Annotated in this window: 21 protein-coding genes; 8 read left to right on the top strand and 13 right to left on the bottom strand. The window is 72.5% G+C overall.

All coding sequences use genetic code 11. The annotated features are described in order from the left end of the window. The gene (locus KBX43_RS03460; RefSeq protein ID WP_210882985.1) at window positions 1-1788 is read left to right on the top strand and encodes a gamma-glutamyltransferase family protein; all 1788 of its coding nucleotides are present in this window, start codon (window positions 1-3) and stop codon (window positions 1786-1788) included. A 123-nt stretch (window positions 1789-1911) separates the two neighbouring features. Here KBX43_RS03460 and sthA read toward each other — a convergent pair whose 3' ends face one another. After that, complete coding sequence (sthA, locus tag KBX43_RS03455) at window positions 1912-3315, bottom strand: Si-specific NAD(P)(+) transhydrogenase (protein ID WP_209961855.1); 1404 nt, start codon at window positions 3313-3315, stop codon at window positions 1912-1914. 81 nt (window positions 3316-3396) lie between these two features. Beyond that, on the bottom strand, window positions 3397-4767 hold the full coding sequence (locus KBX43_RS03450) for a glycosyl hydrolase family 18 protein (protein WP_210882983.1): 1371 nt from the start codon (window positions 4765-4767) through the stop codon (window positions 3397-3399). A gap of 146 nt (window positions 4768-4913) precedes the next feature. On the opposite strand from KBX43_RS03450, the gene KBX43_RS03445 reads away from it, so the two are divergent. Next, window positions 4914-6152 carry an ROK family transcriptional regulator gene (locus KBX43_RS03445; protein ID WP_104115733.1) on the top strand — a complete coding sequence of 413 codons (1239 nt, stop codon included), beginning with the start codon at window positions 4914-4916 and terminating at the stop codon, window positions 6150-6152. A gap of 23 nt (window positions 6153-6175) precedes the next feature. Here the strand turns inward: KBX43_RS03445 and KBX43_RS03440 are convergent, their stop codons facing one another. The 9 genes from KBX43_RS03440 to KBX43_RS03400 all read right to left on the bottom strand — a co-directional run bounded on the left by KBX43_RS03440 (window position 6176) and on the right by KBX43_RS03400 (window position 16436). Continuing rightward, on the bottom strand, window positions 6176-7588 hold the full coding sequence (locus KBX43_RS03440) for a GH1 family beta-glucosidase (RefSeq protein WP_210882982.1): 1413 nt from the start codon (window positions 7586-7588) through the stop codon (window positions 6176-6178). A gap of 39 nt (window positions 7589-7627) precedes the next feature. Then, window positions 7628-8635 carry an ABC transporter ATP-binding protein gene (locus KBX43_RS03435; RefSeq protein ID WP_210882980.1) on the bottom strand — a complete coding sequence of 336 codons (1008 nt, stop codon included), beginning with the start codon at window positions 8633-8635 and terminating at the stop codon, window positions 7628-7630. Further along, window positions 8632-9678: an ABC transporter permease gene (locus tag KBX43_RS03430; protein ID WP_209961859.1), complete on the bottom strand. Its 1047-nt coding sequence runs from the start codon at window positions 9676-9678 to the stop codon at window positions 8632-8634. Before KBX43_RS03430 ends, KBX43_RS03435 begins: the two co-directional genes overlap by 4 nt. Window positions 9679-9681: 3 nt before the next feature. Next, entirely contained in the window at window positions 9682-10659 is a 978-nt protein-coding gene (locus tag KBX43_RS03425; RefSeq protein ID WP_104115736.1) for an ABC transporter permease, read from the bottom strand. After that, entirely contained in the window at window positions 10656-11771 is a 1116-nt protein-coding gene (locus KBX43_RS03420) for an ABC transporter ATP-binding protein (RefSeq protein ID WP_210882978.1), read from the bottom strand. Before KBX43_RS03420 ends, KBX43_RS03425 begins: the two co-directional genes overlap by 4 nt. Before the next feature lie 87 nt (window positions 11772-11858). Further along, complete coding sequence (locus KBX43_RS03415) at window positions 11859-13535, bottom strand: ABC transporter substrate-binding protein (RefSeq protein ID WP_104115738.1); 1677 nt, start codon at window positions 13533-13535, stop codon at window positions 11859-11861. 117 nt (window positions 13536-13652) lie between these two features. After that, window positions 13653-14654 (bottom strand): LacI family DNA-binding transcriptional regulator, encoded by a 1002-nt coding sequence (locus KBX43_RS03410; RefSeq protein WP_043324146.1) that lies wholly within the window; start codon window positions 14652-14654, stop codon window positions 13653-13655. A 228-nt stretch (window positions 14655-14882) separates the two neighbouring features. Continuing rightward, the gene (locus KBX43_RS03405) at window positions 14883-15605 is read right to left on the bottom strand and encodes an FkbM family methyltransferase (RefSeq protein ID WP_210883278.1); all 723 of its coding nucleotides are present in this window, start codon (window positions 15603-15605) and stop codon (window positions 14883-14885) included. 450 nt (window positions 15606-16055) lie between these two features. Continuing rightward, the gene (locus KBX43_RS03400; RefSeq protein ID WP_073829995.1) at window positions 16056-16436 is read right to left on the bottom strand and encodes a YccF domain-containing protein; all 381 of its coding nucleotides are present in this window, start codon (window positions 16434-16436) and stop codon (window positions 16056-16058) included. A gap of 85 nt (window positions 16437-16521) precedes the next feature. Here KBX43_RS03400 and KBX43_RS03395 point away from each other — a divergent pair, with 85 nt between their 5' ends. Genes KBX43_RS03395 through KBX43_RS03375 form a run of 5 tightly spaced genes read left to right on the top strand, consistent with a single transcriptional unit; the run spans window position 16522 to window position 19801 of the window. Next, on the top strand, window positions 16522-16755 hold the full coding sequence (locus KBX43_RS03395) for a hypothetical protein (protein ID WP_124778860.1): 234 nt from the start codon (window positions 16522-16524) through the stop codon (window positions 16753-16755). Between the two features lie 9 nt (window positions 16756-16764). After that, the gene (locus KBX43_RS03390) at window positions 16765-17874 is read left to right on the top strand and encodes a Xaa-Pro peptidase family protein (protein WP_210882975.1); all 1110 of its coding nucleotides are present in this window, start codon (window positions 16765-16767) and stop codon (window positions 17872-17874) included. Further along, complete coding sequence (locus tag KBX43_RS03385) at window positions 17871-19013, top strand: acyl-CoA dehydrogenase family protein (protein WP_043324138.1); 1143 nt, start codon at window positions 17871-17873, stop codon at window positions 19011-19013. Before KBX43_RS03390 ends, KBX43_RS03385 begins: the two co-directional genes overlap by 4 nt. Before the next feature lie 9 nt (window positions 19014-19022). Then, on the top strand, window positions 19023-19238 hold the full coding sequence (locus KBX43_RS03380) for a DUF433 domain-containing protein (protein WP_030502405.1): 216 nt from the start codon (window positions 19023-19025) through the stop codon (window positions 19236-19238). Window positions 19239-19297: 59 nt separating this feature from the next. Further along, window positions 19298-19801, top strand: a complete 504-nt coding sequence (locus tag KBX43_RS03375; RefSeq protein WP_043330145.1) for an Lrp/AsnC family transcriptional regulator — start codon at window positions 19298-19300, stop codon at window positions 19799-19801. Here the strand turns inward: KBX43_RS03375 and KBX43_RS03370 are convergent. Further along, entirely contained in the window at window positions 19734-20345 is a 612-nt protein-coding gene (locus KBX43_RS03370; protein WP_210882973.1) for a histidine phosphatase family protein, read from the bottom strand. The two genes, KBX43_RS03375 and KBX43_RS03370, sit on opposite strands and share 68 nt — an antisense overlap. 160 nt (window positions 20346-20505) lie before the next feature. Here KBX43_RS03370 and KBX43_RS03365 point away from each other — a divergent pair, with 160 nt between their 5' ends. Then, window positions 20506-20700 (top strand): CsbD family protein, encoded by a 195-nt coding sequence (locus tag KBX43_RS03365; RefSeq protein ID WP_043324133.1) that lies wholly within the window; start codon window positions 20506-20508, stop codon window positions 20698-20700. A gap of 59 nt (window positions 20701-20759) precedes the next feature. Here KBX43_RS03365 and KBX43_RS03360 read toward each other — a convergent pair whose 3' ends face one another. Continuing rightward, window positions 20760-22166 (bottom strand): KamA family radical SAM protein, encoded by a 1407-nt coding sequence (locus KBX43_RS03360; protein WP_043324131.1) that lies wholly within the window; start codon window positions 22164-22166, stop codon window positions 20760-20762. Window positions 22167-22254: the final 88 nt, after the last annotated feature.

Genomic DNA, 22254 nt, shown 5'->3' with positions numbered 1-22254 from the left:
ATGACGTTCACCACCCGGCCGACGTTGCGCGGCACGTTCGGCATGGTCTCGTCCACGCACTGGCTGGCCAGCCAGTCCGCGATGGGCGTGCTGGAGCGCGGCGGCAACGCGTTCGACGCCGCCGTCGCGGCCGGGTTCGTGCTGCACGTCGTGGAGCCGCACCTCAACGGCCCGGCCGGCGAGGTGCCGGCGATCCTCGCCACCGCCGCCGACCCGGCGCCGCGGGTGCTGTGCGGCCAAGGTCCGGCCCCGGCCGCCGCCACCGTCGCGCACTTCCGGTCGCTGGGCCTGGACCTCGTGCCCGGCGCCGGCCCGCTCGCCGCCGTGGTGCCCGGCGCTGTCGACGCGTGGCTGCTGTTGCTGCGCGACCACGGCACCCGCACGCTCGCCGAGGTGCTGGAACCGGCGATCGGCTACGCCGCCGCCGGCCACCCGCTGGTCGGCGCCGCCGGGCAGACAGTCGCGCGGGTCCGGTCGCTGTTCACCGACCACTGGCCGACGTCCGCGCGGCTCTGGCTGCGCGACGGCCGCCCACCCGCGCCGGGGGAGATGATCACCAACCCGGCGTACGCGGACACGCTGCGCCGCCTCGTCCACGCCGGACGGGCCGCCGGTGCGGACCGGGAGGCGCAGATCGAGGCGGCCCGGCGCGCCTGGCGGGAGGGTTTCGTCGCCGAGGCGATCGACCGTTTCAGCCGGCTGCCGTTCCGCGACTCCAGCGGGCGCGCCCACGCCGGGCTGGTCACCGGCGACGACCTGGCCGGGTTCTCGGCCACCTGGGAGGCGCCGGTCACGCTGGACTGGCGCGGGCACACGATCGCCAAGACCGGCTTCTGGGGGCAGGGCCCGGTGCTGCTGCAGACCCTGGCCGTCCTGGACGCGCTCGACGACCCGGCGGTCTACGATCCGTCCAGCTTGGACGGCATCCACGCGCAGGCCGAGGCGCTGAAGCTCGCCTTCGCCGACCGGGAGGCGTGGTACGGCGACACCGACGTGCCGGGTTCCGCGCTGCTGTCGGCCGGCTACGCCCGTTCGCGGGCCGCGCTGATCGGCGACCGCGCCGACACGTCGCTGCGTCCCGGCAGCCCGGCGGGCAGCCCGCCCCGGCTGCCGTCGCACCTGCGGGCCGACGCGGACCGGCGGGCCGTCCCGCAGGACCCGAGCACCGGCGAACCGACGGTACGCGCCGACGGCGTGACCCGCGGCGACACCTGCCACGTCGACGTGGTGGACCGGTGGGGAAACATCATCTCCGCCACGCCCAGCGGCGGCTGGCTGCAGAGTTCACCCACCATTCCGGAGCTGGGTTTCCCGCTGGGCAGCCGGTTGCAGATGTGCTGGCTGGAGGAGGGGCTCGCCTCGACGCTGCGGCCGGGGCGGCGTCCGCGTACCACGCTCAGCCCGACGCTCGTGCTGCGCGACGGCGAGCCGGTGATGGCCTGCGGGACGCCCGGTGGCGACCAGCAGGACCAGTGGCAGCTGCTGTTCCTGCTGCGGCACCTGGCCGGCGGGCAGGACCTGCAGGAGGCGATCGACGCCCCCACCTGGCACACGACGAGCTTCCCGGCGTCGTTCTACCCGCGCGAGGTCGAGCCCGGCGTGCTGGTGCTGGAGGACCGGATCGACCCGGACGTCCTGTCCGGCCTGCGCGAGCGCGGTCACACAGTCCGCCTGTCCGACCCGTGGAGCCTGGGCCGCATGTGCGCCGTGACCCGTGACCCGAGCACCGGAGTCCTCTCCGCGGCGGCGAACCCCCGAGGCGCCCAGGGCTACGCCGCAGGCCGCTGACCCCTCCCGCGCCCCTCCCTTCCTCGTCGATCTTGCACTTGCGGCCCGGGCACAGCGGTCATAACGGGCGCTCCCGGGGCAGCAAGTGCAAGATCAACGGGGTGGAGGGCGGGGCAGCAGGGGTCAGTCGTTGATCCGGGTTATGTTGCGGATCTTGTTGGCGGCGTCCAGGGCGGCCACCTTGTACGCCTCGGCGAGGGTCGGGTAGTTGAACACCGCGTCCAGCAGGTAGTCGACGGTGCCGCCGCAGCCCATCACCGCCTGCCCGATGTGGACGATCTCGGTGGCGCCGGTGCCGAACACGTGCACGCCGAGCAGCCGTCCGTCCTCGGGTGAGACGAGCAGTTTCAGCATCCCGTACGAGTCGCCGACGATCTGTCCCCGGGCCAGTTCCCGGTAGCGGGCGATGCCCACCTCGAACGGGGTGGACGCCTCGGTCAGCTCCTCCTCGGTCTTCCCGACGAAGCTGATCTCCGGAATGGTGTAGATGCCGATCGGCTGCAGGTCGGACATGCCGCGGGCCGGTTCGCCGCAGGCGTGCTGGGCGGCCAGCCGGCCCTGCTCCATCGACGTGGACGCCAGCGCGGGGAAGCCGATCACGTCGCCCACCGCGTAGATGTTCTCGACGGCGGTGCGGTAGTTCGCGTCGACCGCGATCCGGCCGCGGTGATCCGCGGTGAGCCCGGCCGCGTCCAGCGCGAGGTCGTCGGTCTGTCCCTGCCGCCCGGCCGAGTACATCACCGTGTCCGCGACGATCTTCTTGCCGCTGCGCAGGACGCAGAGCGCTGCGGTGCGGTGTTTTTCCACGGCGGCCACCTCCTCGCCGAAGCGGAAGGTCACCGACAGGTCCCGCAGGTGGTACTTCAGCGACTCGACGATCTCCTCGTCGCAGAAGTCGAGCATCCGGGGGCGGCGCTCGACCACCGTCACCTTGGTGCCGAGCGCGGCGAACAGCGAGGCGTACTCCATGCCGATCACCCCGGCGCCGACCACGACCATGCTTCGCGGGACGGCCTGCAGGTTGATCACGCCGTCGGAGTCGACGATGGTCCGGTCGTCGAAGTCGACGCTGTCCGGTCGGGCCGGGCGGGTGCCGGCGGCGACGACCGCCTTGTCGAAGCTGATCCGGGTCTCCCGGCCGGAGCCGGCGTCCACCCAGACGGAGTGGGCGTCGGCGAACCGGCCGGTGCCGGTGATCAGCGCGACCTTGTTGCGGGCCAGCTGGTCGCGGATCACGTCGGTCTGCCGGGTGATCACGTGCTGGGTGCGGGCGGCCAGGTCGGCGACGGTGATGTCCTCCTTGACCCGGTAGCTGCTGCCGTAGAGGTCGCGCTGGCTCAGCCCGGTCAGGTAGAGGACCGCTTCACGCAGCGTCTTCGAGGGCACGGTGCCGGTGTTGATGCACACTCCGCCGAGCATGTCGCGGCGATCGACGATGGCGACGCGGCGGCCCAGCTTGGCAGCGGCGATCGCCGCCTTCTGTCCACTCGGTCCGGAGCCCAGCACCAGCAGGTCGTAGTCATACACGAGCGCCAGCCTCGCAGGGTCTCGCAACCCGCGCCAGCGGCAGGGCTCCGCGCCGGGGGTGGAACGCGGAGCCCCACCGGGTCAGCGGCCCTGCAGGGAGCGGACGTTGTCGCCGAACGTCCAGCCCTTCGATCCGTCCCAGTTCACCGACCAGGTCATCAGGCCCTTCAGCCGGCCCTGGTAGGTGTTCCACGCCTGGGCCACCAGCGCCGGGCTCATGTACCCGCCGCCGGCGCCGACCTGCGCGGGCAGCCCGGGGACCTGCCGGTCCAGCGGTACGCGGATGGTGGTGCCCTGGATGACCAGGCCGGCGTCGAGGCAGTTGGTCTGCGCGACGAAACCGGCGACGGTGCCGGCCGGGTACGAGTCACCGGCGCAGCCGTACATCGAGCCGTTGTAGTACTGCATGTTCAGCCACCAGAGCCGCCCGTTGTCGGCGTACTTCTTGACGATCGGCAGGTACGCGCCCCAGATCGAGCCGTAGGTGACGCTGCCGCCGGTGACGTACGCGGTCTCCGGCGCCATGGTGAGCCCGAACCCGGCCGGCATCTGGGCCAGCACCCCGTCGATGATCCGGATCAGGTTGGCCTGCGAGGGGGAGAGCTGGTTGATGTTCCCGCTGCCGGTGAGGCCGGTCTCGATGTCGATGTCGATGCCGTCGAAGTTGTGCCGCTTGAGGATCGGCACGACGGTGGCGACGAACCGGTCGGCGACGGCGCTGGAGCTGAGGTCGATGCCGGCGGTGGCGCCGCCGATGGACAGCAGCACGGTGAGTCCGGCGGCCTTGGCCTGGCACACCTGGGCCGGGGTGGGCACCTTGACGCCGGCGTCCATGCCGTCCTCCCAGAGCACGGTGCCGTCGGCGCGGATGACCGGGAACGCGGCGGTCACCACGTTGTAGCCGTGTCCGGTGATCCGGGAGTCGGTGATCGGGATCCAGCCGAGGCCGGGGTGTACGCCGTTGGCGGCGCCGTCCCAGTTCTCCCAGTAGCCCTGCAGCACCTTCCCGGACGGCCGGGACCGCAGCGCGCAGGTGTCCCCGCCCGGGGTGGTCGGGCTGGACGACACCGTGGGCGTGGGGGTAGGCGTCCGGGTCGGGGAAGGGGAGGTGGAGGCGGAAGGGGAAGGCGACGGCGGGCGGGTGGTGGGGCTCGGCGACGGCGTGCCGCCGGTGCAGGCGCCGAGGTCGGTCCAGAGCGCCGGTACGGCGGCCGGGTTCCAGCCCGCGCCGGCCGGCGGGGTGTGTGTGACGAGCGCCTGGTACAGCCGGCCGCCGTAGGTCGCCCGGCTGCCGGCGGTCCAGGTGACGCCCTCGGCCCAGGCCGGCGCGTCGCACGCGACGAGCGCGCCGACGGCGCCGGTCGTGGTGGCGGCGGTGGCGGGCAGGGCGGCGGTGGCGGCGAGCAGCGCGACGCCACCGAGCAGTGCGGTCATCCCGCGTCCGAGTCGCATTGACATACCTCCTCATCGATGCGCCGGAGGTTATCAGTTAACTTTGTTAAGTGTAAATGCGCAGTACGCTGTCACCGCTTGGTTCACGGCGTGAACGCAGATGAACGCAGGTCGCCGTGGGCGGCCGGGAAGGGACGGCGGCGGACGTGGACGCCAGACGCACCACGGTGCGCGACATGCGCCGGGCCAACCGGTCGGTGCTGCTGACCCGGATCTGGCTGGACGGCCCGCTCAGCCGGCACGAGCTGGGCCAGTCCACAGCGCTCAGCCTGGCCAGCGTCAGCAACCTGGTCGGCGAAATGATCAACGAGGGCCTGGTCGAGGAGGCCGGCTCGGTCGAGTCCGACGGCGGCCGTCCCCGCGTGCTGCTGCGCGTCGCCCCCGGCTACGGCTACCTGGTCGGCGCCGACGTCGGCGAAACCCGCGTCCAGGTCGAGCTGTTCGACCTGAGCATGACCGCGCTGGCCAAGGCCGAGTACCCGATCGCCGCGACCGGGCCCGACCCCGAGCGGGTCGCCGCCCACCTGCGGCACGGCCTCGCCGCGGTGACCGAACAGGCGGGCGTCGACCCGGCCGCGGTGCTCGGCTTCGGCGTCGCCGTCGCCGGCACGGTCGAGCGCACCGCCGACGCCGTGGTGCACGCCCAGACACTCGGCTGGGACGGCGTCCCGCTCGGCGCGATGCTGCGCGCCGACGTGCCGGTGCACGTGGACAACGGCGCGAAGACGCTCGGCCAGGCCGAGATGTGGTTCGGCGCCGGCCGCGGCGTCCGGCACGCGGTGGTCGCGCTGGTCGGCTCCGGCGTCGGCGCGAGCGTGGTCGCCGACGGCGTCGGCTACCGCGGCGCGCACAGCAGCGCCGGGGAGTGGGGCCACACCACCATCGTGTACGGGGGCCGCCGCTGCCGCTGCGGCAACCTCGGCTGCCTGGAGGCGTACGTCGGCGCGGAGGCGGTGCTGGACCGGTTCCGCCAGGCCAACCGGGGCCGCCCGGCGCCGGGCGCGGACGAGGAGACCGCCTTCGGTGAGCTGCTCCGGTCAACCAGCGGCACCGCCGCGAAGGTGATCGACGAGACGGTCGGCTACCTGGGCGCCGGGGTGGCGAACCTGGTGAACCTGTTCAACCCGGAGCGGGTGGTGCTCGGCGGCTGGGCCGGGCTGGCCCTGGGCGAGCGGCACCTGCCCGCGATCCGCGAGGCCACCGCGCGGCACGCGCTGCGCCAGCCGTACGCGCAGACCTCGATCGAGCTGTGCCGGCTCGGACCGGACGCGGTCGCGATGGGCGCGGCCACCCTGCCGATGACCCGGCTGCTGCGCGACGGCGGCGTGCCCCGCGACCCGGCCGCCCGCCCGTCCCCGGCGTGGGGGCCGGCCCGCCGTCACTGACCGGCCCGGCCCCCACGCCGGCGTCAGCGCCGGCCGCGTACCCGCCGCACGGTGTCCCGGTACCACAGCGCGCTGCGCTTGGGGATGCGGCGCTGCGTGTCGTAGTCGACCCGGACGATGCCGAACCGCTTGTCGTAGCCGTACGCCCACTCGAAGTTGTCCAGCAGCGACCAGGCGAAGTAGCCGCGCACGTCGGCCCCGGCCGCCCGGGCCCGGGCCACCGCCCGCAGGTGCTCGGCGAGGTAGCCGACCCGGTCGTCGTCGGCGACGAACCCGTCTGCGTCCGGCTCGTCGTCGAACGCCGCGCCGTTCTCGGTGATCACCATGGGCGTGCCCGGGTAGTCGCGGTGCAGCCGCACCAGCAGGTCGGTGAAGGACTCCGGCACGATCTCCCAGTCCATCGCGGTACGCGGCAGGTCACGCCGGACCACCCGGCGTACCGGCTTGCCGTCGTCGTCGCGGTCGCGGCCCTGCTCGTCCACGCCGGAGTGCAGCTGCCCGAAGTAGAAGTTCACGCCGAGCACGTCGATCGGGGTGGCGATGACGTCCAGGTCGCCGTCCTCCACCGGAATCCGCACGCCCTCGGCGGCCAGGTCCGCGATCACGTCCTGCGGGTACTCCCCGCGCAGCACCGGGTCCAGGTAGAGCCGGTTGCCCAGCCCGTCGGCGGCCCGCGCCGCGTCCCGGTCGGCGGCGCTGTCGGTCGCCGGGTCGGCGGTGGCCAGGTTCAGCGTGAGGCCCAGCTCGATCGGCGCCGAGGCCGCCTCGCGCAGCCGCCGCGTCGCCAGCCCGTGCCCGAGCAGCAGGTGGTGCGCCGCGGCGATGCCGTCACCCAGGTTCCGCCGGCCGGGGGCATGGTCGCCGTAGGCGTACCCGAGCATCGCCGAGCACCACGGCTCGTTGAGCGTGGTCCAGGTGCGGACCCGGTCGCCGAGCGCGGCGAAGACCAGCTCGGCGTAGTCGGCGAACCGGTACGCGGTGTCCCGGTTCGGCCAGCCGCCCGCGTCCTCCAGCTCCTGCGGCAGGTCCCAGTGGTACAGCGTCACCCACGGCTCGACGTCGCGGCCGAGCAGCTCGTCCACCAGCCGGTCGTAGAAGGCCAGCCCGGCCACGTTCGCCGGGCCGCGCCCGCCCGGCTGCACCCGCGGCCAGGCCACCGAGAACCGGTACGTGTCCAGCCCCAGGTCGGCGATGAGCGCGACGTCCTGCGGCATCCGGTGGTAGTGGTCGCAGGCCACGTCGCCGTTGTCGCCGTTCGCCACCGCGCCCGGCACCCGGCAGAACGTGTCCCAGATGGACGGCGTGCGGCCGTCGGAGGCCACCGCGCCCTCGATCTGGTACGACGACGTCGCCACCCCCCACCGGAAGGTCGGCGGCAGCGTGTCGATCGGATCCGGACCGGCGACTGACGACGGGCGGGTGAGGTCGGTGTCCATGGCTCTCCTCGCGGGTAGCGGGTGGTGGTGTCGGGCGGGTCAGCGGGACAGGGGCGCGACGGCCGGGTGCAGCCGGCACGCGACGGCCCGCGCCGGGTCGTCGACGTACGGCGCGCCGAGCACCGGCACCTGCTCGTCGCACCCGTCGAACGCCTTCGGGCAGCGGGGGTGGAACGCGCAGCCGGACGGCATGGCGCGCAGGTCCGGCGGGGAGCCGGGGATGCCGGTCAGCTCCCGGCGCGGACCGTGCAGCGCCGGGAACGAGTGCAGCAACCCCTCGGTGTACGGGTGCAGCGGCTCGACGTACAGCCGGGCGGCGGGCGCCTCCTCGACGATCCGGCCGCCGTACATGATCGCGATCCGGTCGGAGAACTCGACAAGCAGCGACAGGTCGTGGGTGATGAACAGCACCGCGAAGCCGAGGCGTTCGCGCAGCTCGGCGAGCTGGCCGAGGATCTGCCGCTGCATCACCACGTCCAGCGCGGTGGTCGGCTCGTCCATGATGACCACCTGCGGCTCCAGCGCCAGCGCCATCGCGATCATGACGCGTTGCCGCATGCCGCCGGAGAGCTGGTGCGGGTAGCTGTCCAGCCGGTCGGCGGAGATGCCGACCAGGCGCAGCAGCTCCTTCGCCCGGGCCAGCCGGCTCGCCGCCGTGCTCTTCGGCTCGTGGGCCCGGATCACGTCGAGCAGCTGGGTGGAGACCTTGTGCACCGGGTTCAGCGAGTTCATCGCGCCCTGGAACACGATCGACGTCTCCGCCCAGCGGAACTCGCGCAGCTTCGCCGGGCTGAGCGTGAGCACGTCGACCGGCGGGCCGTCGGCCGGGTGGTAGATGACCTGGCCGCCGCTGACCACGCCGGGCGGGGGCAGCAGCCGAGTCAGCCCGTAGGCCAGGGTGGACTTGCCGCTGCCGCTCTCCCCGGCCAGCCCGAGCACCTCGCCGCGGTGCAGTGTCAGGTCGACGTCGCGGACCGCGCGGACCGCGTCCGCGCCGACGCCGTAGTCGACGCACAGCCCGCGGATCTGGAGCACCTGGTCGCTCATGAGGTCGCGTCCTCTCGGGTGGGGTCCGCCGGCCGCTGCATCGGGACCGGCGCCGGGTTCGGCGCGAGCACCGGGGTGAACCCGACGCGCATCGCGACGGTCCGGCCGTCGGCGGTCCGGATCCGGGTCCGGCCGCCGGTGCGCAGCCGGGGACTGACGAACTCGTCGATCCCGAAGTTGATCAGCGCGAGCGCGGTGCCGAGCAGCGCGATGGCCAGCCCGGCCGGCACGAACCACCACCAGGCGCCCTGCGCGAGGGCCTGCTGTCCCTGCGCCCAGAACAGGATCGTGCCCCAGTTCCACGACGAGACCGACGAGACGCCGATGAACGCCAGGGTGATCTCCGACATGACCGCGAAGATGACGGTGCCGACGAAGCCGGAGGCGATGATCGCGGTCAGATTGGGCAGGATCTCGAAGCCGATGATCCGCCAGGTCCGCTCGCCGGTGGCCCGCGCCGCCTCGACGTAGTCGCGGCGGCGCAACGACAGCGTCTGGGCGCGCAGCACCCGGGCGCCCCAGGCCCACGACGTGAGGCCGATGATGAGCGCCACGAGCGTGTCGCTGGCCTGGTCGACAAGGGACGTGACGATGATGATCAGCGGCAGCGCCGGGATCACCAGGAACACGTTCGACACCGCCGACAGGCCCTCGTCGGCCGCGCCGCCCAGGTAACCGGCGGTCACGCCGATCAGGATGGACAGGATCGTGGCGAGCACGCCGGCGGTCAGGCCCACCACCATCACGCTGCGCGCGCCGACCAGGATCTGGCTGAAGATGTCCTGCCCGAGGTGGGTGGTGCCGAACCAGTGCCGGGCCGAGGGGGCCTGCAGCACGTCGGCGCTGCGCGCGTCCGGGTCGTACGGCGCGATCCACGGTCCGATCACCGCCAGGAGCACGTACACCCCGAGGACGGCCAGGCCGGTCGCGGCCTTGCCGTTGGCGACGAAGCGGAACCGGCGGCGGCGGGCCCGGGCCGAGGGCTGCGCCATCGCGCCCTGGCCGGGGATGACCTGCTCGATGCTGGACGGGGAGAGTGTCATCGCTCAGCTCTTTCGGGTCCGCGGGTCGAGGAGCAGGTACGCCACGTCGGCGAGCAGGTTCGCCACCAGCACCGAGATCGTGATGATCAGGAAGATGCCCTGCATGAGCGGGTAGTCCTTCGACCCGACGGCCTGGAAGAGCTGGAACCCCAGACCCGGGTACGAGAAGACGATCTCCACGAGCAGCGTGCCGCCGACGATGAAACCGAGCGACAACGCGAACCCGGACACGTTCGGCAGCAGCGCGTTGCGGGCGGCGTAGCTGAGCGCCACCCGGCGCTCGGACAGCCCCTTGGCGTGCGCCACGGTGATGTAGTCCTCGCTGGCGACAGTCACCATCATGTTGCGCATGCTGAGGATCCAGCCGCTCATCGACGACACCAGGATGGTCGCCGCGGGCAGGATGCTGTGCTGCAGCGCGCTCGGGATGAAGTACGCGTCGAACGCCGGCACCAGGCCCGGCTCGTAGCCGCCGGAGGACGGGAAGAAGCTGCCCGGCCCGGCGAACAACGCGATCGCGACCAGGCCCAGCCAGAAGTACGGGATCGAGGACAGGAACGTGGTGGCCGGCAGCAGTCCGTCGATCCAGGAGCCGCGCCGCCAGCCCGCGCCGACGCCGAGCGCGGTGCCGAGCAGGAAGCTGACGATCGTGGTGACGCCGACCAGGCCCACCGTCCACGGCAGGCTGCTGCCGATCACCTCCGACACCGGCGCGGGGAAGAACGTGAACGACAGTCCCAGGTCGCCGCGCAGCAGCTGTCCCCAGTAGGCGACGTACTGCTCCCACAGCGAGCGGTCGGAGTCCAGCCCGAACAGCACCCGCAGCGACGCGATCGCGTCGGCGCTGATCCGGCCCTGGTTGCGGGAGATCAGCGACTGGACCGGGTCGCCCGGCACCATCCGCGGGATGAAGAAGTTCAGCGTGATCGCCGCCCAGGCGGTGAACAGGTAGAAGGCCACCCGTTGCAGCAGGAACCTCACCGGGCCGTCTCCGTTCCGGCCTGCTCCGCGTTCTCCGCGTTCTCCGCCTTCTCCGCCGTGACGGTCTCGGCGTCGAACAGCCAGCACGCGGCCCAGTGCCCGGGCGCGTCGTCGACCGGGATCGGCGGCGGCAGGTCGGTGGCGCAGCGCGGCATGGCAGCCGGGCAGCGCGGGTGGAACCGGCAGCCGGCCGGCGGGCGGATCAGGCTCGGCGGCTCGCCGTGGCCCCGCTCGCCCGCCGCCGCGCCGTCGCCGCCCGCGCCGGTGATCCGCTCCGGGTCCGGCGCCGATTCGATCAGCAACCGGGTGTACGGGTGCGCCGGCCGCTGGGTGACCGTCTCGCTGTCGCCGCCCTCGACCATCCGCCCGGCGTACATGACGATCGTCTCGTCGGCGAAGTAGCGGGCCGAGGCGATGTCGTGGGTGATGTAGAGGATCGCCAGGTCGAGCCGGTCCTTGAGGTCCTGCAGCAGGTTGAGCACGCCCAGGCGGATCGACACGTCCAGCATCGACACCGGCTCGTCGGCGAGCAGCACCTCCGGGTCCGCGCCGAGCGCCCGCGCGATCGCGACGCGCTGGCGCTGCCCGCCGGACAGCTCGTGCGGGAACGCGTCGAGGTAGCGCTCCGGCGGGGTCAGGCTGACCCGGGTCAGCAGGTCGGCCAGCGCCTTGTCCAGCCCGTCCGGCCCGGTCCCGGCGTTGCCGTGGATGCGCAGCGACCGGGTCAGGTGGTAGCGGACCGTGTGCACCGGGTTCAGCGAGGCGAACGGGTCCTGCAGGATCAGCTGCACCCGCCGCACGTACGCCCGGAACCGGCGTCCGCCGCGTACCCGGGTCGAGCGGCCGTGCAGCCGGATGTCGCCGCCGGTGCGCGGGTAGAGCTGGGCCAGCAGCCGGGCGACTGTGGACTTGCCGGAGCCGGACTCGCCGACCAGCGCGGTCACCCGGCCACGGCGCAACTCGATCGATACGTCGTCGACGGCGTGCACCACCGCCGGGGTCCGGGAGAGAAGGTCACGCAGCCGCCGGCGGACGGGGAAGTGCTTGGTCAGGCCGACGGCCTCCAGCACCACCTCGTCGGCCGGCGCCGGTGCGCTCTCGGTCAACGTCATGCCGAATTCCTGTCTGGGGTTGCCGGTAGCGAGGGGCGGGCGCCGCCGGCCCGGCCGGGCGATCGGGGCCGGGCCGGCGGCGCCGGGTCAGCCGTTGGCCGGCTTGAGGTGCAGCACCACGTCCACCGCGTTGGGCTGGGTGGGCTGGAGCGCGCCGTACGGGTTCGAGTCGTCCGGCCAGCCGACCCAGTTCTTCGTGCTGTACGCGCCGCCGATGTTGTCCGCGCCGACCGGGATCATCGGCATCTGCTCGACGAAGATCTTCTGCAGCGTGGCCAGCGCGGTGGCGCGGGTGGCGTCGTCGGTGGCGTTGGCGTACGACACCAGCGCGTCGGTGGCCTCCTTGCTGTCGAACCGGCCGAAGTTGCCCGCCGGGGAGGCGGTGCCGATCGGCTTGAGCACGCGGCCGTCCATGATGGTCCGGTAGATGTCGTACGGCGTGGCGCCGCTCTCGGTCCACCGGAACGTGGCCTCGAAGTTGCCCTGCTCGACGTTGCGGAACCAGGCGTCCTGGTTGGCCTTGTCGATGGTCGCCGCGATGCCGATCTTCGCCAGGTTGCCCTTCACGATCTCCAGGCTGGTCTGGTAGTCCGACCAGCCGGCCGGGTCGGTCAGCCGGATCGTGACGGCCTTGCCGCTGCGGTCCTTCAGCGTGTTGCCGTCCAGCTTGTAGCCGGCGCCGGTGAGCAGCGCCTTGGCGCCCTCGACGTCGACCTTGTGCTCCTGGCCCTTGTACTCGGGCGCGATGAACGAGTCACCGGCCGGGCTGGGCAGGCCGGTCACGCTCTTGACCTCGGGGTGGAAGTAGCCGGCCTCGGCGGTGGTGAAGATGTCCGCCCGGTCGATCACCATGTTCATGGCCTTGCGCAGCGTCGGGTCGTCGAACGGCTTCTTCGTGGTGTTCAGGTAGAGACCGTGGATGCCGAGCACCGGGGGCGCCCACATCTTGTGGTTCTTCTGGTCCTTGGCCACGAACACGGTCTGGTAGTTCGGGATGAAGACGAAGCTCCACTCCGCCTCGCCGTTGGCCAGCGCGGTGGTCTGCGCGCTGTTGTCGGTGTACGAGGTGTACCGCAACTCCTTCACCTTCGGCAGGTCCTGCCAGTAGCCGCTCTCGCGTACCGCCAGCGTCATGCTCGCCGGGGTGAACGACTTGAGCGTGTACGGGCCGCTGCCGACCGGCTGCTTCACCGGGTCGCTGGCCGGGTCGGCGATCTTCTCCCACAGGTGCTTGGGCACGATCGGCACCCGCCACAGCACCTTCTGCTGGTTGACGAACTGCGGGCTGGCCATCGAGATGGTGACCTCGTTGCCGCTGGCGACGGCGTCGGTGTACGGCACGCCCTGGTCGTTGATGGCGGGGAACTTCTTCACCAGGTTGTAGGTGAACGCGACGTCCTCGGCGGTGACCTTCTGCCCGTCCGACCAGGTCGCGTTCTCGCGGATGGTCACCTTCACCGACTTGTAGTCCGACGACCACTCGGCCTTGGTGGCCAGCCACGGCTTGAACGGCTCGGCCGGCTTCACCGGGTTCCACATCATCAGCGGCTCGTAGATCTGCCACCGGTAACCAAGCGAGGCGGCGGCCGAGGTGGTGAGGAACGGGTTGTTGTTCTCGGCCTGCGGGCCGTTGGGCATGCCGACGCTCAGCACCGTCGCGGCCTGGCCGCTCTTCTTGTTCGCGTTCGGGCTGTCGCCGCACGCGGCGGCGGTGGTGACCATCGCGCCGGCCAGCGCGAGGGCGAGGAGTTGCCGTCTTCTCATGGAGGTCTCCCTCGGTGGTCCCGCATTCCTCGGGCGGGATGTGGTGGATGGAGGGTGTGCGGTGGAGCCACCGGCGGGCGGGCCCGCCGGCGTGGTCGCCGGGTACGGCGGGGTGGGTCAGGTGACGCCGGTCGAGTCGCGGGTGGTGAAGCCGGTGGGGATGACGGTCGGGCCCTCCGGCAGCGGGGTGCCGGCGAGGTGGGCGATGAGCAGCCGGGCGGCGGCCGTACCCATCTCCCGCAGCGGTTGGCGCACGGAGCTCAGCGGCGGGTGGGTGTGCCCGGCCAGCGGCAGGTCGTCGAAGCCGACCACCGCGACGTCCTGCGGGACGCGCCGCCCGGCGTCGCGCAGCGCCTGCAGCGCGCCGGCGGCCGACAGGTCGTTGTGGGCGAAGACGGCGTCGAAGGGTACGCCGTCGGCGAGCAGCCGCCGCACCGCCGCGCGCCCGCACTCGAACGTGAAGTCACCCTCGACCACCCGGCCCGGGTCGATCGCCAGGCCGGCTTCGGCGTACGCGCCGGCGAACCCGGCGAGCCGTTCCCGGGTGCAGCCGAACCGGCGCAGGCCGGTGACGACGAGCGGCCGCCGCCGTCCGAGCGCCAGCAGGTGCGTCGCGGCGGCCCGCGCCCCCGCTTCGTTCGTGGTGCGCACGGACGGGAAGCCGGGCTGGTGTCCCCGGTCGTCGATGAGGATGACCGGCAGGCCGCGCCGGTGCAGCTCGGTGATGTAGTCGAGCGTCCCCTCGGGTTCGACCACGAGCAGTCCGTCGAACGACTTGGCCGACACCTGGGAGGCGAAGCGGCGCATCGACTCGTCGCCGTGGGTGCAGGTGAACAGCAGCATGCCGTAGCCGGCGGCTTCGACCACGTCGGCCGCGCCCTGGAGCACCTCGCCCATCCAGGGCCAGGTCAGCGCCGGCACCAGCATGCCGACCACCCGGGTACGCCCCCGGGCCAGCCCGACCGCGCGGGCGCTCGGCACGTAGCCGAGGTCGTTGATCACGGCGCGGACCCGGTCGGCGGTGCGCAGGTGCACCTCGCCCTTGCCGTTCAGGACCCGGGACACCGTCGTCTTGCTCACCCCGGCGCGGGCGGCGACGTCGGCGATCGTGATCGGCACGTGGCGCTCCCGGGTCGAAGGGATGAGCGGGATGTTTCGGAACCGGTTGCGGAAGCGGTTCCGTGGCAGTCAACCCAAGTGGCGCGGGTCACGTCAATCACAGATGGGTAACGATGTACAGCTAAGTTCGAGCCGTGAAAAAAGTGCCGGGGCAGCGCCTGCACCGATTCGCGCGATGAGCAGGGTCGATACCTTCCGGCCCGTCCGTCGCCGGTCCGAAGTGGAGGTTCAGGGGCGGGCGTACACGTCGCCGGAGTTGGCCTCGTCCGGCAGCGTCCCCAGGTACGCGGCCACCTCGGCGGCCGGCCGCCAGCCCGGCAGCGCGAACGTCGTCTCGTCGCCGATCGCCGCGGTGAAGCGGGTGAAGCCCAGCGCGGTGAGCCGGTCCAGGCAGCGTGCCGCCGCCACCCGGGCGATGGTGGTGAACTCGAACGACAACGCCGGGACCGGCCGGCTCAGCCCGGCCAGCACGGCGTCCTCGAAACCCTCCACGTCGATCTTCACGAACGCCGGCACGCCGTACGCGGCCATCAGCGCGTCGAGCGTGGTGCCGGGCACCTCGATCTGTGCGTCCCAGGTCTCGCCCGCCCAGCCGGGCGCGCCGTCGGCGGCGCGGACGAACCCGGGGGAGGCGGTGGAGACCGTCGGGTTGGCCGAGTTCACGTGCAGTCGCACCGGCCCGGCGGTACGCCCGCACGCCGCCTCGACCACAGTCACCGCGCCGTCGTCCGCGTACAGCTCGCGCAGCGCCCGCGCGCACAGCGGCTGCGGCTCGACGGCCACCACCGTCGCGCCGAGCCGGCGGAAGCTGCCGAGCCGGTCGCCCACGTGCGCGCCGACGTCGAAGACCAGGTCACCGGCGTGCACGAGCGGGGCGTAGAACCGGTCGAGCGCGGCGTCGCGCGCCGGGTCGCCGTGGTAGAAGTCCAGCGACCGGCGCAGTCCCGACATCGCCGGGTCCGCCTTCAGCGTCTCGATCACCCCGTCCCGCACGCCTTCGACGCTAGCCAGCGAGGCGTTGGTGCGAGCCGCATTCGCATCCTTCCTGCGGCCAGCGCCCGCCAACACCCCATCCTCCTAGGATGCTGTAGGGATGGTGAGGCCGGCCGCTCACCGCGAACGGGGAGCTGGCCGCTGCGGCGCGCCTTCGGCGCTCGCGTTCGTTACCTGCGAGATCTTGGTACGAAACGGCCCTCGGAGGGGCGACTCCGTACCAAGATCTCCAACCCGTCCCTTGGTGCGGGACACCGATCTCGGTTGCCGAGAACGTTGCGGCCGTCCTCGGGTGCGAACGTCAACTCGCCGCGTAACCGTCGCAGAGTGGAACGCCATGGGTGTCAAACAGGGCCGGAGACACCCATGGCGTTCCAGTGGCGGGTGGACCCGCGTGGCGAGGAGGGGTTACGGGTTTTCGACGACCTCCTGGCCGAGCGGCCACAGCGCCGCCGGGACCAGCTTGAAGTTCGCCACGCCGAACGGGATACCGATGATCGTCACGCAGAGCGCGACGCCGGCGAGAATGTGGGACAGGGCGAGCCACCAGCCGGCCAGCACCACCCAGAGCACGTTGGCCAGGCCGGAGGGAAGCCCGGCGCCCGGCTTGCGCACGATCGTGCGCCCGAACGGCCACAGCGAGTACGAGGCGAGGCGCAGTGAGGCGACGCCGAAGGGGATGGTGACGACCAGGACGAAGCAGATCAGGGCGGCGACGCCGTAGCCGAGGGCCAGGACGAAGCCGCCGCCGAAGACGAGCCACAGCAGGTTCAGCAGAAAGCGGATCACCACTCCATGGTCGCTCGTGCCCGCAAGCGCGCGCATATCGGCGCGAGCGGCGGGTAGAGGAGGGCGTGATCGAGCCCGAGCCGTCGTGCCTGTGACCCCTGTCGCTCCGGCGGCGCGCCGGGAGTTCCGGGAGTCGTACGAGCGGCTGCGCCGGTACTTCATCGTGGCGCTGCTGCACCGCGACTTCCTGGCCGGTCGCCTGCCGGACATCGCGCGGGCCCGGGCGCGGGAGGCCGCCGAGCAGGCCGGCCGGGCCCGGGCGGCGGGCCTCGGCTTCGAGCATCAACCGGACTCCCGCGCTGGCCCAAACGACCGTTAAGCTTCGGTTGTGGGAACCGACGATCTGTACCCGGCCGGGCGACTCGCCGAGGCCCAGCGCGCCGCCGCAGCGGCGGGCCTGGATGCGCTGCTGCTCACCCCGGGCTCGGACCTGCGCTACCTGACCGGCTACGACGCCCGCGAGGGGGAGCGGCTGACCTGCCTGGTGCTGCCCGCCGAGGGTGAGCCGACGCTGATCGTGCCGGTGCTGGAGCGGCCGGACGCCGAGGCCGCGCCCGGCACCGGGTACCGGATCGTCGACCACGCCGACGGCACCGACCCGTGGCCGCTGGTGCGCGCGGCGCTCCCCGGCCCGGTCCGTGCCGTCGGGCTGGCCGACCGGATGTGGGCACAGCAGGTCCTCGCGCTGCGCGACGCGCTGCCCGGCGCGGCCCAGCGGCTCGCCTCCGACGTGCTGCGCGAGATGCGGATCCGCAAGTCGCCGGCCGAGGTGGCGGCGCTGGCCGAGGCGGGCGCCGCGATCGACGCGGTGCACCGGCGGATGGCCGAGTGGCTGCGTCCCGGCCGCACCGAGCGGGAGGTCGCCGCCGACCTGGCCGCCGCGATCCGGGCCGCCGGGCACGCCACTGTCGACTTCGTCATCGTCGCCGCCGGCCCGAACGGCGCGAGCCCGCACCACGGTGTCTCGGACCGCCCGATCGGCGTCGGCGAGCCGGTGGTGGTCGACATCGGCGGCACCATGCCGTCGGGCTACCGCTCCGACTGCACCCGCACGTACGTGGCCGGTGGCCCGGCCCCGGCCGAGTTCACCGACTACTACGCGGTGTTGTGGGAGGCGCAGCGCGCCGCCGTGGCCGCCGTCGCGCCGGGCGTGACCGCCGAGGCCCTCGACGCGGTCGCCCGCGACGTCATCACCGCCGCCGGTTTCGGCGACGCCTTCCTGCACCGCACCGGCCACGGCATCGGCCTCGACGGCCACGAGGAGCCGTACGTGGTGACCGGCAACCCCCGGCCCCTCGAGGCCGGCATGGCTTTCTCGGTCGAACCCGGGATCTACCTCGCCGGGCGGCACGGCGCCCGGATCGAGGACATCGTCGTCTGCACGACGGACGGCGGGCAACGGCTCAACACCACCCCCACGGAGCTCATCGCGCTATGAACGTCGACCGGATCCTGCCCACCGACGAGGCCCACGACCTGCTGGACCTCGCCACCGAACTCGCCGACCGGGAGCTGGCCCCGGCCGCCGCCGGTTTCGAGACCCGCGCCGAGTTCCCCCGGGAGGTGCTGCGCACGCTGGGCCGCGCCGGGCTGCTCGGCCTGCCGTACGCCGAGGAGCACGGCGGCGCCGCCCAGCCGTACGAGGTGTACCTGCAGGTGCTGGAGATCCTCGCCAGCCGGTGGCTGGCGGTGGCCGAGGCGGTCAGCGTGCACACGCTGTCCTGCTATCCGGTGGCCCAGTTCGGCACCGACGAGCAGCGCAAACTGCTGCCGGACATGATCGGTGGGGAACTGCTCGGGGCGTACTGTCTCTCCGAGCCGCAGGGTGGTTCGGACGCGGCGGCCCTGACCACGCGGGCGGTGCGCGACGGCGACGAGTACGTGGTCACCGGCACCAAGGCGTGGATCACGCACGCCCGGGTCGCCGACTTCTACAACATCTTCTGCCGCACCGGCGGTCCCGGCCCGAAGGGCATCTCCTGCCTGCTGGCCGACCGGGCCACGCCGGGCATCCACCCACAGGCCGCCGAGCGCACCATGGGTCTGCACGCCTCGCCGATCGCGCAGATCGCGTTCGACGACGCCCGGGTGCCGGCGGAGCGGCTGATCGGCGGCGAGGGCGCCGGGTTCACCATCGCCATGTCGGCGCTGGACTCCGGCCGGCTGGGCATCGCCGCGTGCGCGGTGGGCCTGGCCCAGGGCGCGCTGGACTACGCGGTCGGCTACGCCCGGGAGCGCCGCCAGTTCGGCCGCGCGATCATCGACTTCCAGGGGCTCGGGTTCAACCTGGCCGACGCGGCCACCCAGATCTCCGCCGCGCGGGCGCTCACGCTTGCGGCCGCGCGGCTGCGCGACGCGGGCCGCCCGTACTCGATCGAGGCGGCGAAGGCGAAGCTGTTCGCCACCGACGTGGCGATGCGGGTGACCACCGACGCGGTGCAGGTGCTCGGCGGCGCCGGGTACGTCGCCGACCACCCGGTCGAGCGGTACATGCGTGAGGCGAAGGTGCTGCAGATCGTGGAGGGCACCAACCAGATCCAGCGGCTGGTGATCTCGCGCGCGCTGGCCAAGGGCTAGCCTGTCGCGGTGACCTTCCCCCGGATCACCGCCGACCCCGACGTCATGGGGGGTGCGCCCTGCGTGCGGCAGTCGCGCATCCCCGTGGCCACCCTGCTGGCCATGATGGCCGAGGGCATGTCCGTCACGGACATCCTCACCGACCTGCCGTTCCTGGACGAGGAGGACATGGCGGAGGTGCTGAACTACGCCGCGGACGCGGTGCGCGACCGGACGGCGCGCTGAGCGTCACCACGGCGGGCCGGGTGCGGCGGGAGAGCGTTTTACCGGCTACTGTGCAGCGCGTGGAGGAGATCGACCGCGCCATTGTCGCCGCGCTGACCGGGGACGGTCGGCTGTCGTACACGGACCTGGCCGAGCGGGTGGGCCTGTCGGTGTCGGCCGTGCACCAGCGGGTCCGCCGGCTGGAGCAGCGCGGGGTGATCAAGGGGTACGCCGCGCGGGTGTCGTTCGAGGCGCTGGACCTGCCGCTGACCGCGTTCGTGGCGATCCGGCCGTTCGACCCGTCGCAGCCGGACGACGCGCCGGAGCGGCTGGCGCACCTGCCCGAGATCGACTCGTGCTACTCGGTGGCGGGGGAGGACTTCTATCTCCTGCTGGTGCGGGTGGCCGGCCCGGCCGACCTGGAGCGGGTGCTGCAGGAGATCCGCACCTCGGCGAACGTCACCACGCGCACCACTGTGGTGCTGTCGACGCCGTACGAGAACAGGCCGCCGAAGATCAGTGGCGAGCTGACCGGCCGGGGTCGTCCGCGCCCGTCGGCGGAGCCGGCAGGTTCCACCGCCTGATCACCCGCCGGCCGTGCTCGTGCCCGAGCACGCTGAGCGTGGCGGTGTCCAGCCGCAGCAGTCCGCCGGCCGACGGCGGGAGCCCGATCCAGCGTGCCCCGAGCACCCGCAGGCTGTGGCCGTGCCCGACCAGCGCCACGTCGCCCTGCGCCAGCAGCGGCGCGACCCGGTCCAGCACGCGGTCCAGGCGGGCGCCCACCTGTTCCGGTGACTCCCCGCCGGGGCCGCCGTCGGTCCAGATCGACCAGCCGGGCCGCTCGGTCTGGATGTCCGCGCTGGTGCGTCCCTCGTACTCGCCGTAGTGCCATTCGGTGAGGTCGGGCTCGATCGCGTCGACGGCGAGCCCGGCCAGGGTGGCGGTGCGGGTGGCGCGCTGCCGGGGGCTGGACAGCACGCGGGCGAAGCGCCGGCCGGCGAGCAGGGGAGCCAGCGCGCGGGCCTGCCGCTCGCCGTCGGGGGTCAGCTCCAGGTCGGTGTACGAGGTGTGCCGGTGGGCGGCGCTCCAGGTCGTCTCGCCGTGCCGGATCAGCAGGATCTCGTTCACCGGCCCAGTCAACCACGGTGGGTCGGCGTCGGCCGGGCGTCCAGCCTTCAACCTATTGTCCTAGGACGCATTACGCGACGTGCGCAGCACAACGGCGTTTCACCCGACAGTCACCGGGGACGCGACAAGGGCAACGCTCAGCCGGAACGAGGAGGGCGACATGAGCTTCACCGACAAGGCGAAGAACAAGGCCCAGGAGATGAGCGGAATGGCCAAGGAGCGGATCGGCGACGTGACCGACAACGAGCGGTTGCGGGCCGAGGGCGCCTCCGAGCAGAGCGCGGCCCGGGCCCGGCAGGCCGGGGAGCACGCCAAGCAGGCGGGCCGCGACGTCAAGGACGCCTTCAACAAGTGAGTACGCGGAACGGCGGGCCACCTCATCGCAGAGGTGGCCCGCCGTTCGGGTGTCCGGGGTCAGTCGTCGCGGTGGGCGAGCCACCAGGCCTGGCCGGCCTCGGGCAGCGTGTCGATCGGGTCGTAGTAGGCGTAGCGCTTGTTCAGCGCCTCCAGGTCGGCCGACTCGATCGAGGTGCGGTAGTTCTTCGTCCAGTACGAGATGCCGCGCTCACGGTCGTAGTCGGTGAGCATGTGCACCCACCGCTTGCCGACGAACGGCACGTCGCAGACGATCCGCGGGGTGGCGTAGCCGGGCAGGTAGCCCATGATGTCGTGCTGGAGCTGCTGGGCGTGCCACACCGGGACCCGCCAGTGCTCGGCGTTGGGGATCATGTCGCACATGTAGAAGTAGTACGGCAGGATGCCCGCCTCGCCCTGCAGCGCGAAGCACAGGTCGAGCAGGTCGGCGCTGGTGGCGTTGACGCCGCGCATGAGCACGCCCTGGTTGCGCACGTCGCGTACGCCGACGTCGAGCGCGGTCTGGGCGGCCTTGGCGACCAGCGGGGTCAGCGACTGGGCGTGGTTGACGTGGGTGTGGATGGCCAGGTTGACGCCGCGGCGGGCGGCGGTGCGGGCGACCCGTTCCAGGCCCTCGACCACGTCGGGCTGGAGCCAGTGCTGGGGCAGGCCCATGAGCGCCTTGGTGGCGAGCCGGATGTCGCGGATCGTCTCGATCTCCAGCAGGCGCATCAGGTACGACTCGAGGTTGCGCCACGGCACGTTGGCGACGTCGCCGCCGGAGACGACCACGTCGCGTACCCCGGGGTGGGCCTTGAGGTAGGTGATGTGGGCGTCGTAGCGGTCGACGGGCTTGAGGGTGAGCTTGAGCTTGTCGACGGCGGGGGTGGAGTTGCCGACGAGGTCCATGCGGGTGCAGTGGCCGCAGTACTGCGGGCAGGTGGAGAGCAGTTCGGCGAGGACCTTGGTGGGGTAGCGGTGGGTGAGGCCCTCGGCGACCCACATGTCGTGTTCGTGGAGGCTGTCGCGGCTGGCGTACGGGTGCGACGGCCAGTCGGTGCGGCGGTCGGAGGCGACCGGGATCATGTAGCGGCGGATCGGGTCGGCGAGCAGCGCCTCGGTGCTCATCGGCTCAAACGGCACCATGGTGTTGAGCATCTGCGGCGGCACCAGCATGGACATGGTGGCCAGCGCCTTCTGGTCGGCCTCCAGGTCGGCGTAGAAGGTCTCGTCGACGGTGTCGCCGAGGACGGCGCGCAGCTGCTTGATGTTCTTGACGCAGTTGACCCGCTGCCACTGGGCGCTCTCCCACTGGTCGCGGGTGACGTGGCGCCAGCCGGGGAACCGGGTCCAGTCGGGTTCGACGAGGGGCGCGCGGCGGTATTCGTAGGGCTGTCCGGCGGCCGGGACGGCGACCGGCGCGTGGCGGGGCGTCGGGATGGTCTCCACCGGTTGGGTCTGGGTCACGGCCCCTCCTCGTCAGTGTGCGGGTTGATCAACGGATGCGTAGGCTACTGGAAAATCTGCGGTGAAGAAATTAGTCTGCCGTAAGTTT

The sequence above is a fragment of the Micromonospora sp. C41 genome (assembly GCF_018070485.1).
Classification (GTDB): domain Bacteria; phylum Actinomycetota; class Actinomycetes; order Mycobacteriales; family Micromonosporaceae; genus Micromonospora; species Micromonospora chalcea.
The sequence above is the reverse complement of the archived record's forward strand: the minus strand, read 5'-3'. Positions and strand labels throughout refer to the sequence as shown.

What these genes read in the sequence shown, in the direction of transcription:
- KBX43_RS03460 (WP_210882985.1), top strand. Translation starts at nt 1, where the DNA reads ATGACGTTCACCACCCGGCCGACGTTGCGCGGCACGTTCGGCATGGTC.
- KBX43_RS03450 (WP_210882983.1), bottom strand. Translation starts at nt 4,767, where the DNA reads ATGCGACTCGGACGCGGGATGACCGCACTGCTCGGTGGCGTCGCGCTG.
- KBX43_RS03440 (WP_210882982.1), bottom strand. Translation starts at nt 7,588, where the DNA reads ATGGACACCGACCTCACCCGCCCGTCGTCAGTCGCCGGTCCGGATCCG.
- KBX43_RS03435 (WP_210882980.1), bottom strand. Translation starts at nt 8,635, where the DNA reads ATGAGCGACCAGGTGCTCCAGATCCGCGGGCTGTGCGTCGACTACGGC.
- KBX43_RS03430 (WP_209961859.1), bottom strand. Translation starts at nt 9,678, where the DNA reads ATGACACTCTCCCCGTCCAGCATCGAGCAGGTCATCCCCGGCCAGGGC.
- KBX43_RS03420 (WP_210882978.1), bottom strand. Translation starts at nt 11,771, where the DNA reads ATGACGTTGACCGAGAGCGCACCGGCGCCGGCCGACGAGGTGGTGCTG.
- KBX43_RS03415 (WP_104115738.1), bottom strand. Translation starts at nt 13,535, where the DNA reads ATGAGAAGACGGCAACTCCTCGCCCTCGCGCTGGCCGGCGCGATGGTC.
- KBX43_RS03405 (WP_210883278.1), bottom strand. Translation starts at nt 15,605, where the DNA reads ATGTCGGGACTGCGCCGGTCGCTGGACTTCTACCACGGCGACCCGGCG.
- KBX43_RS03385 (WP_043324138.1), top strand. Translation starts at nt 17,871, where the DNA reads ATGAACGTCGACCGGATCCTGCCCACCGACGAGGCCCACGACCTGCTG.
- KBX43_RS03365 (WP_043324133.1), top strand. Translation starts at nt 20,506, where the DNA reads ATGAGCTTCACCGACAAGGCGAAGAACAAGGCCCAGGAGATGAGCGGA.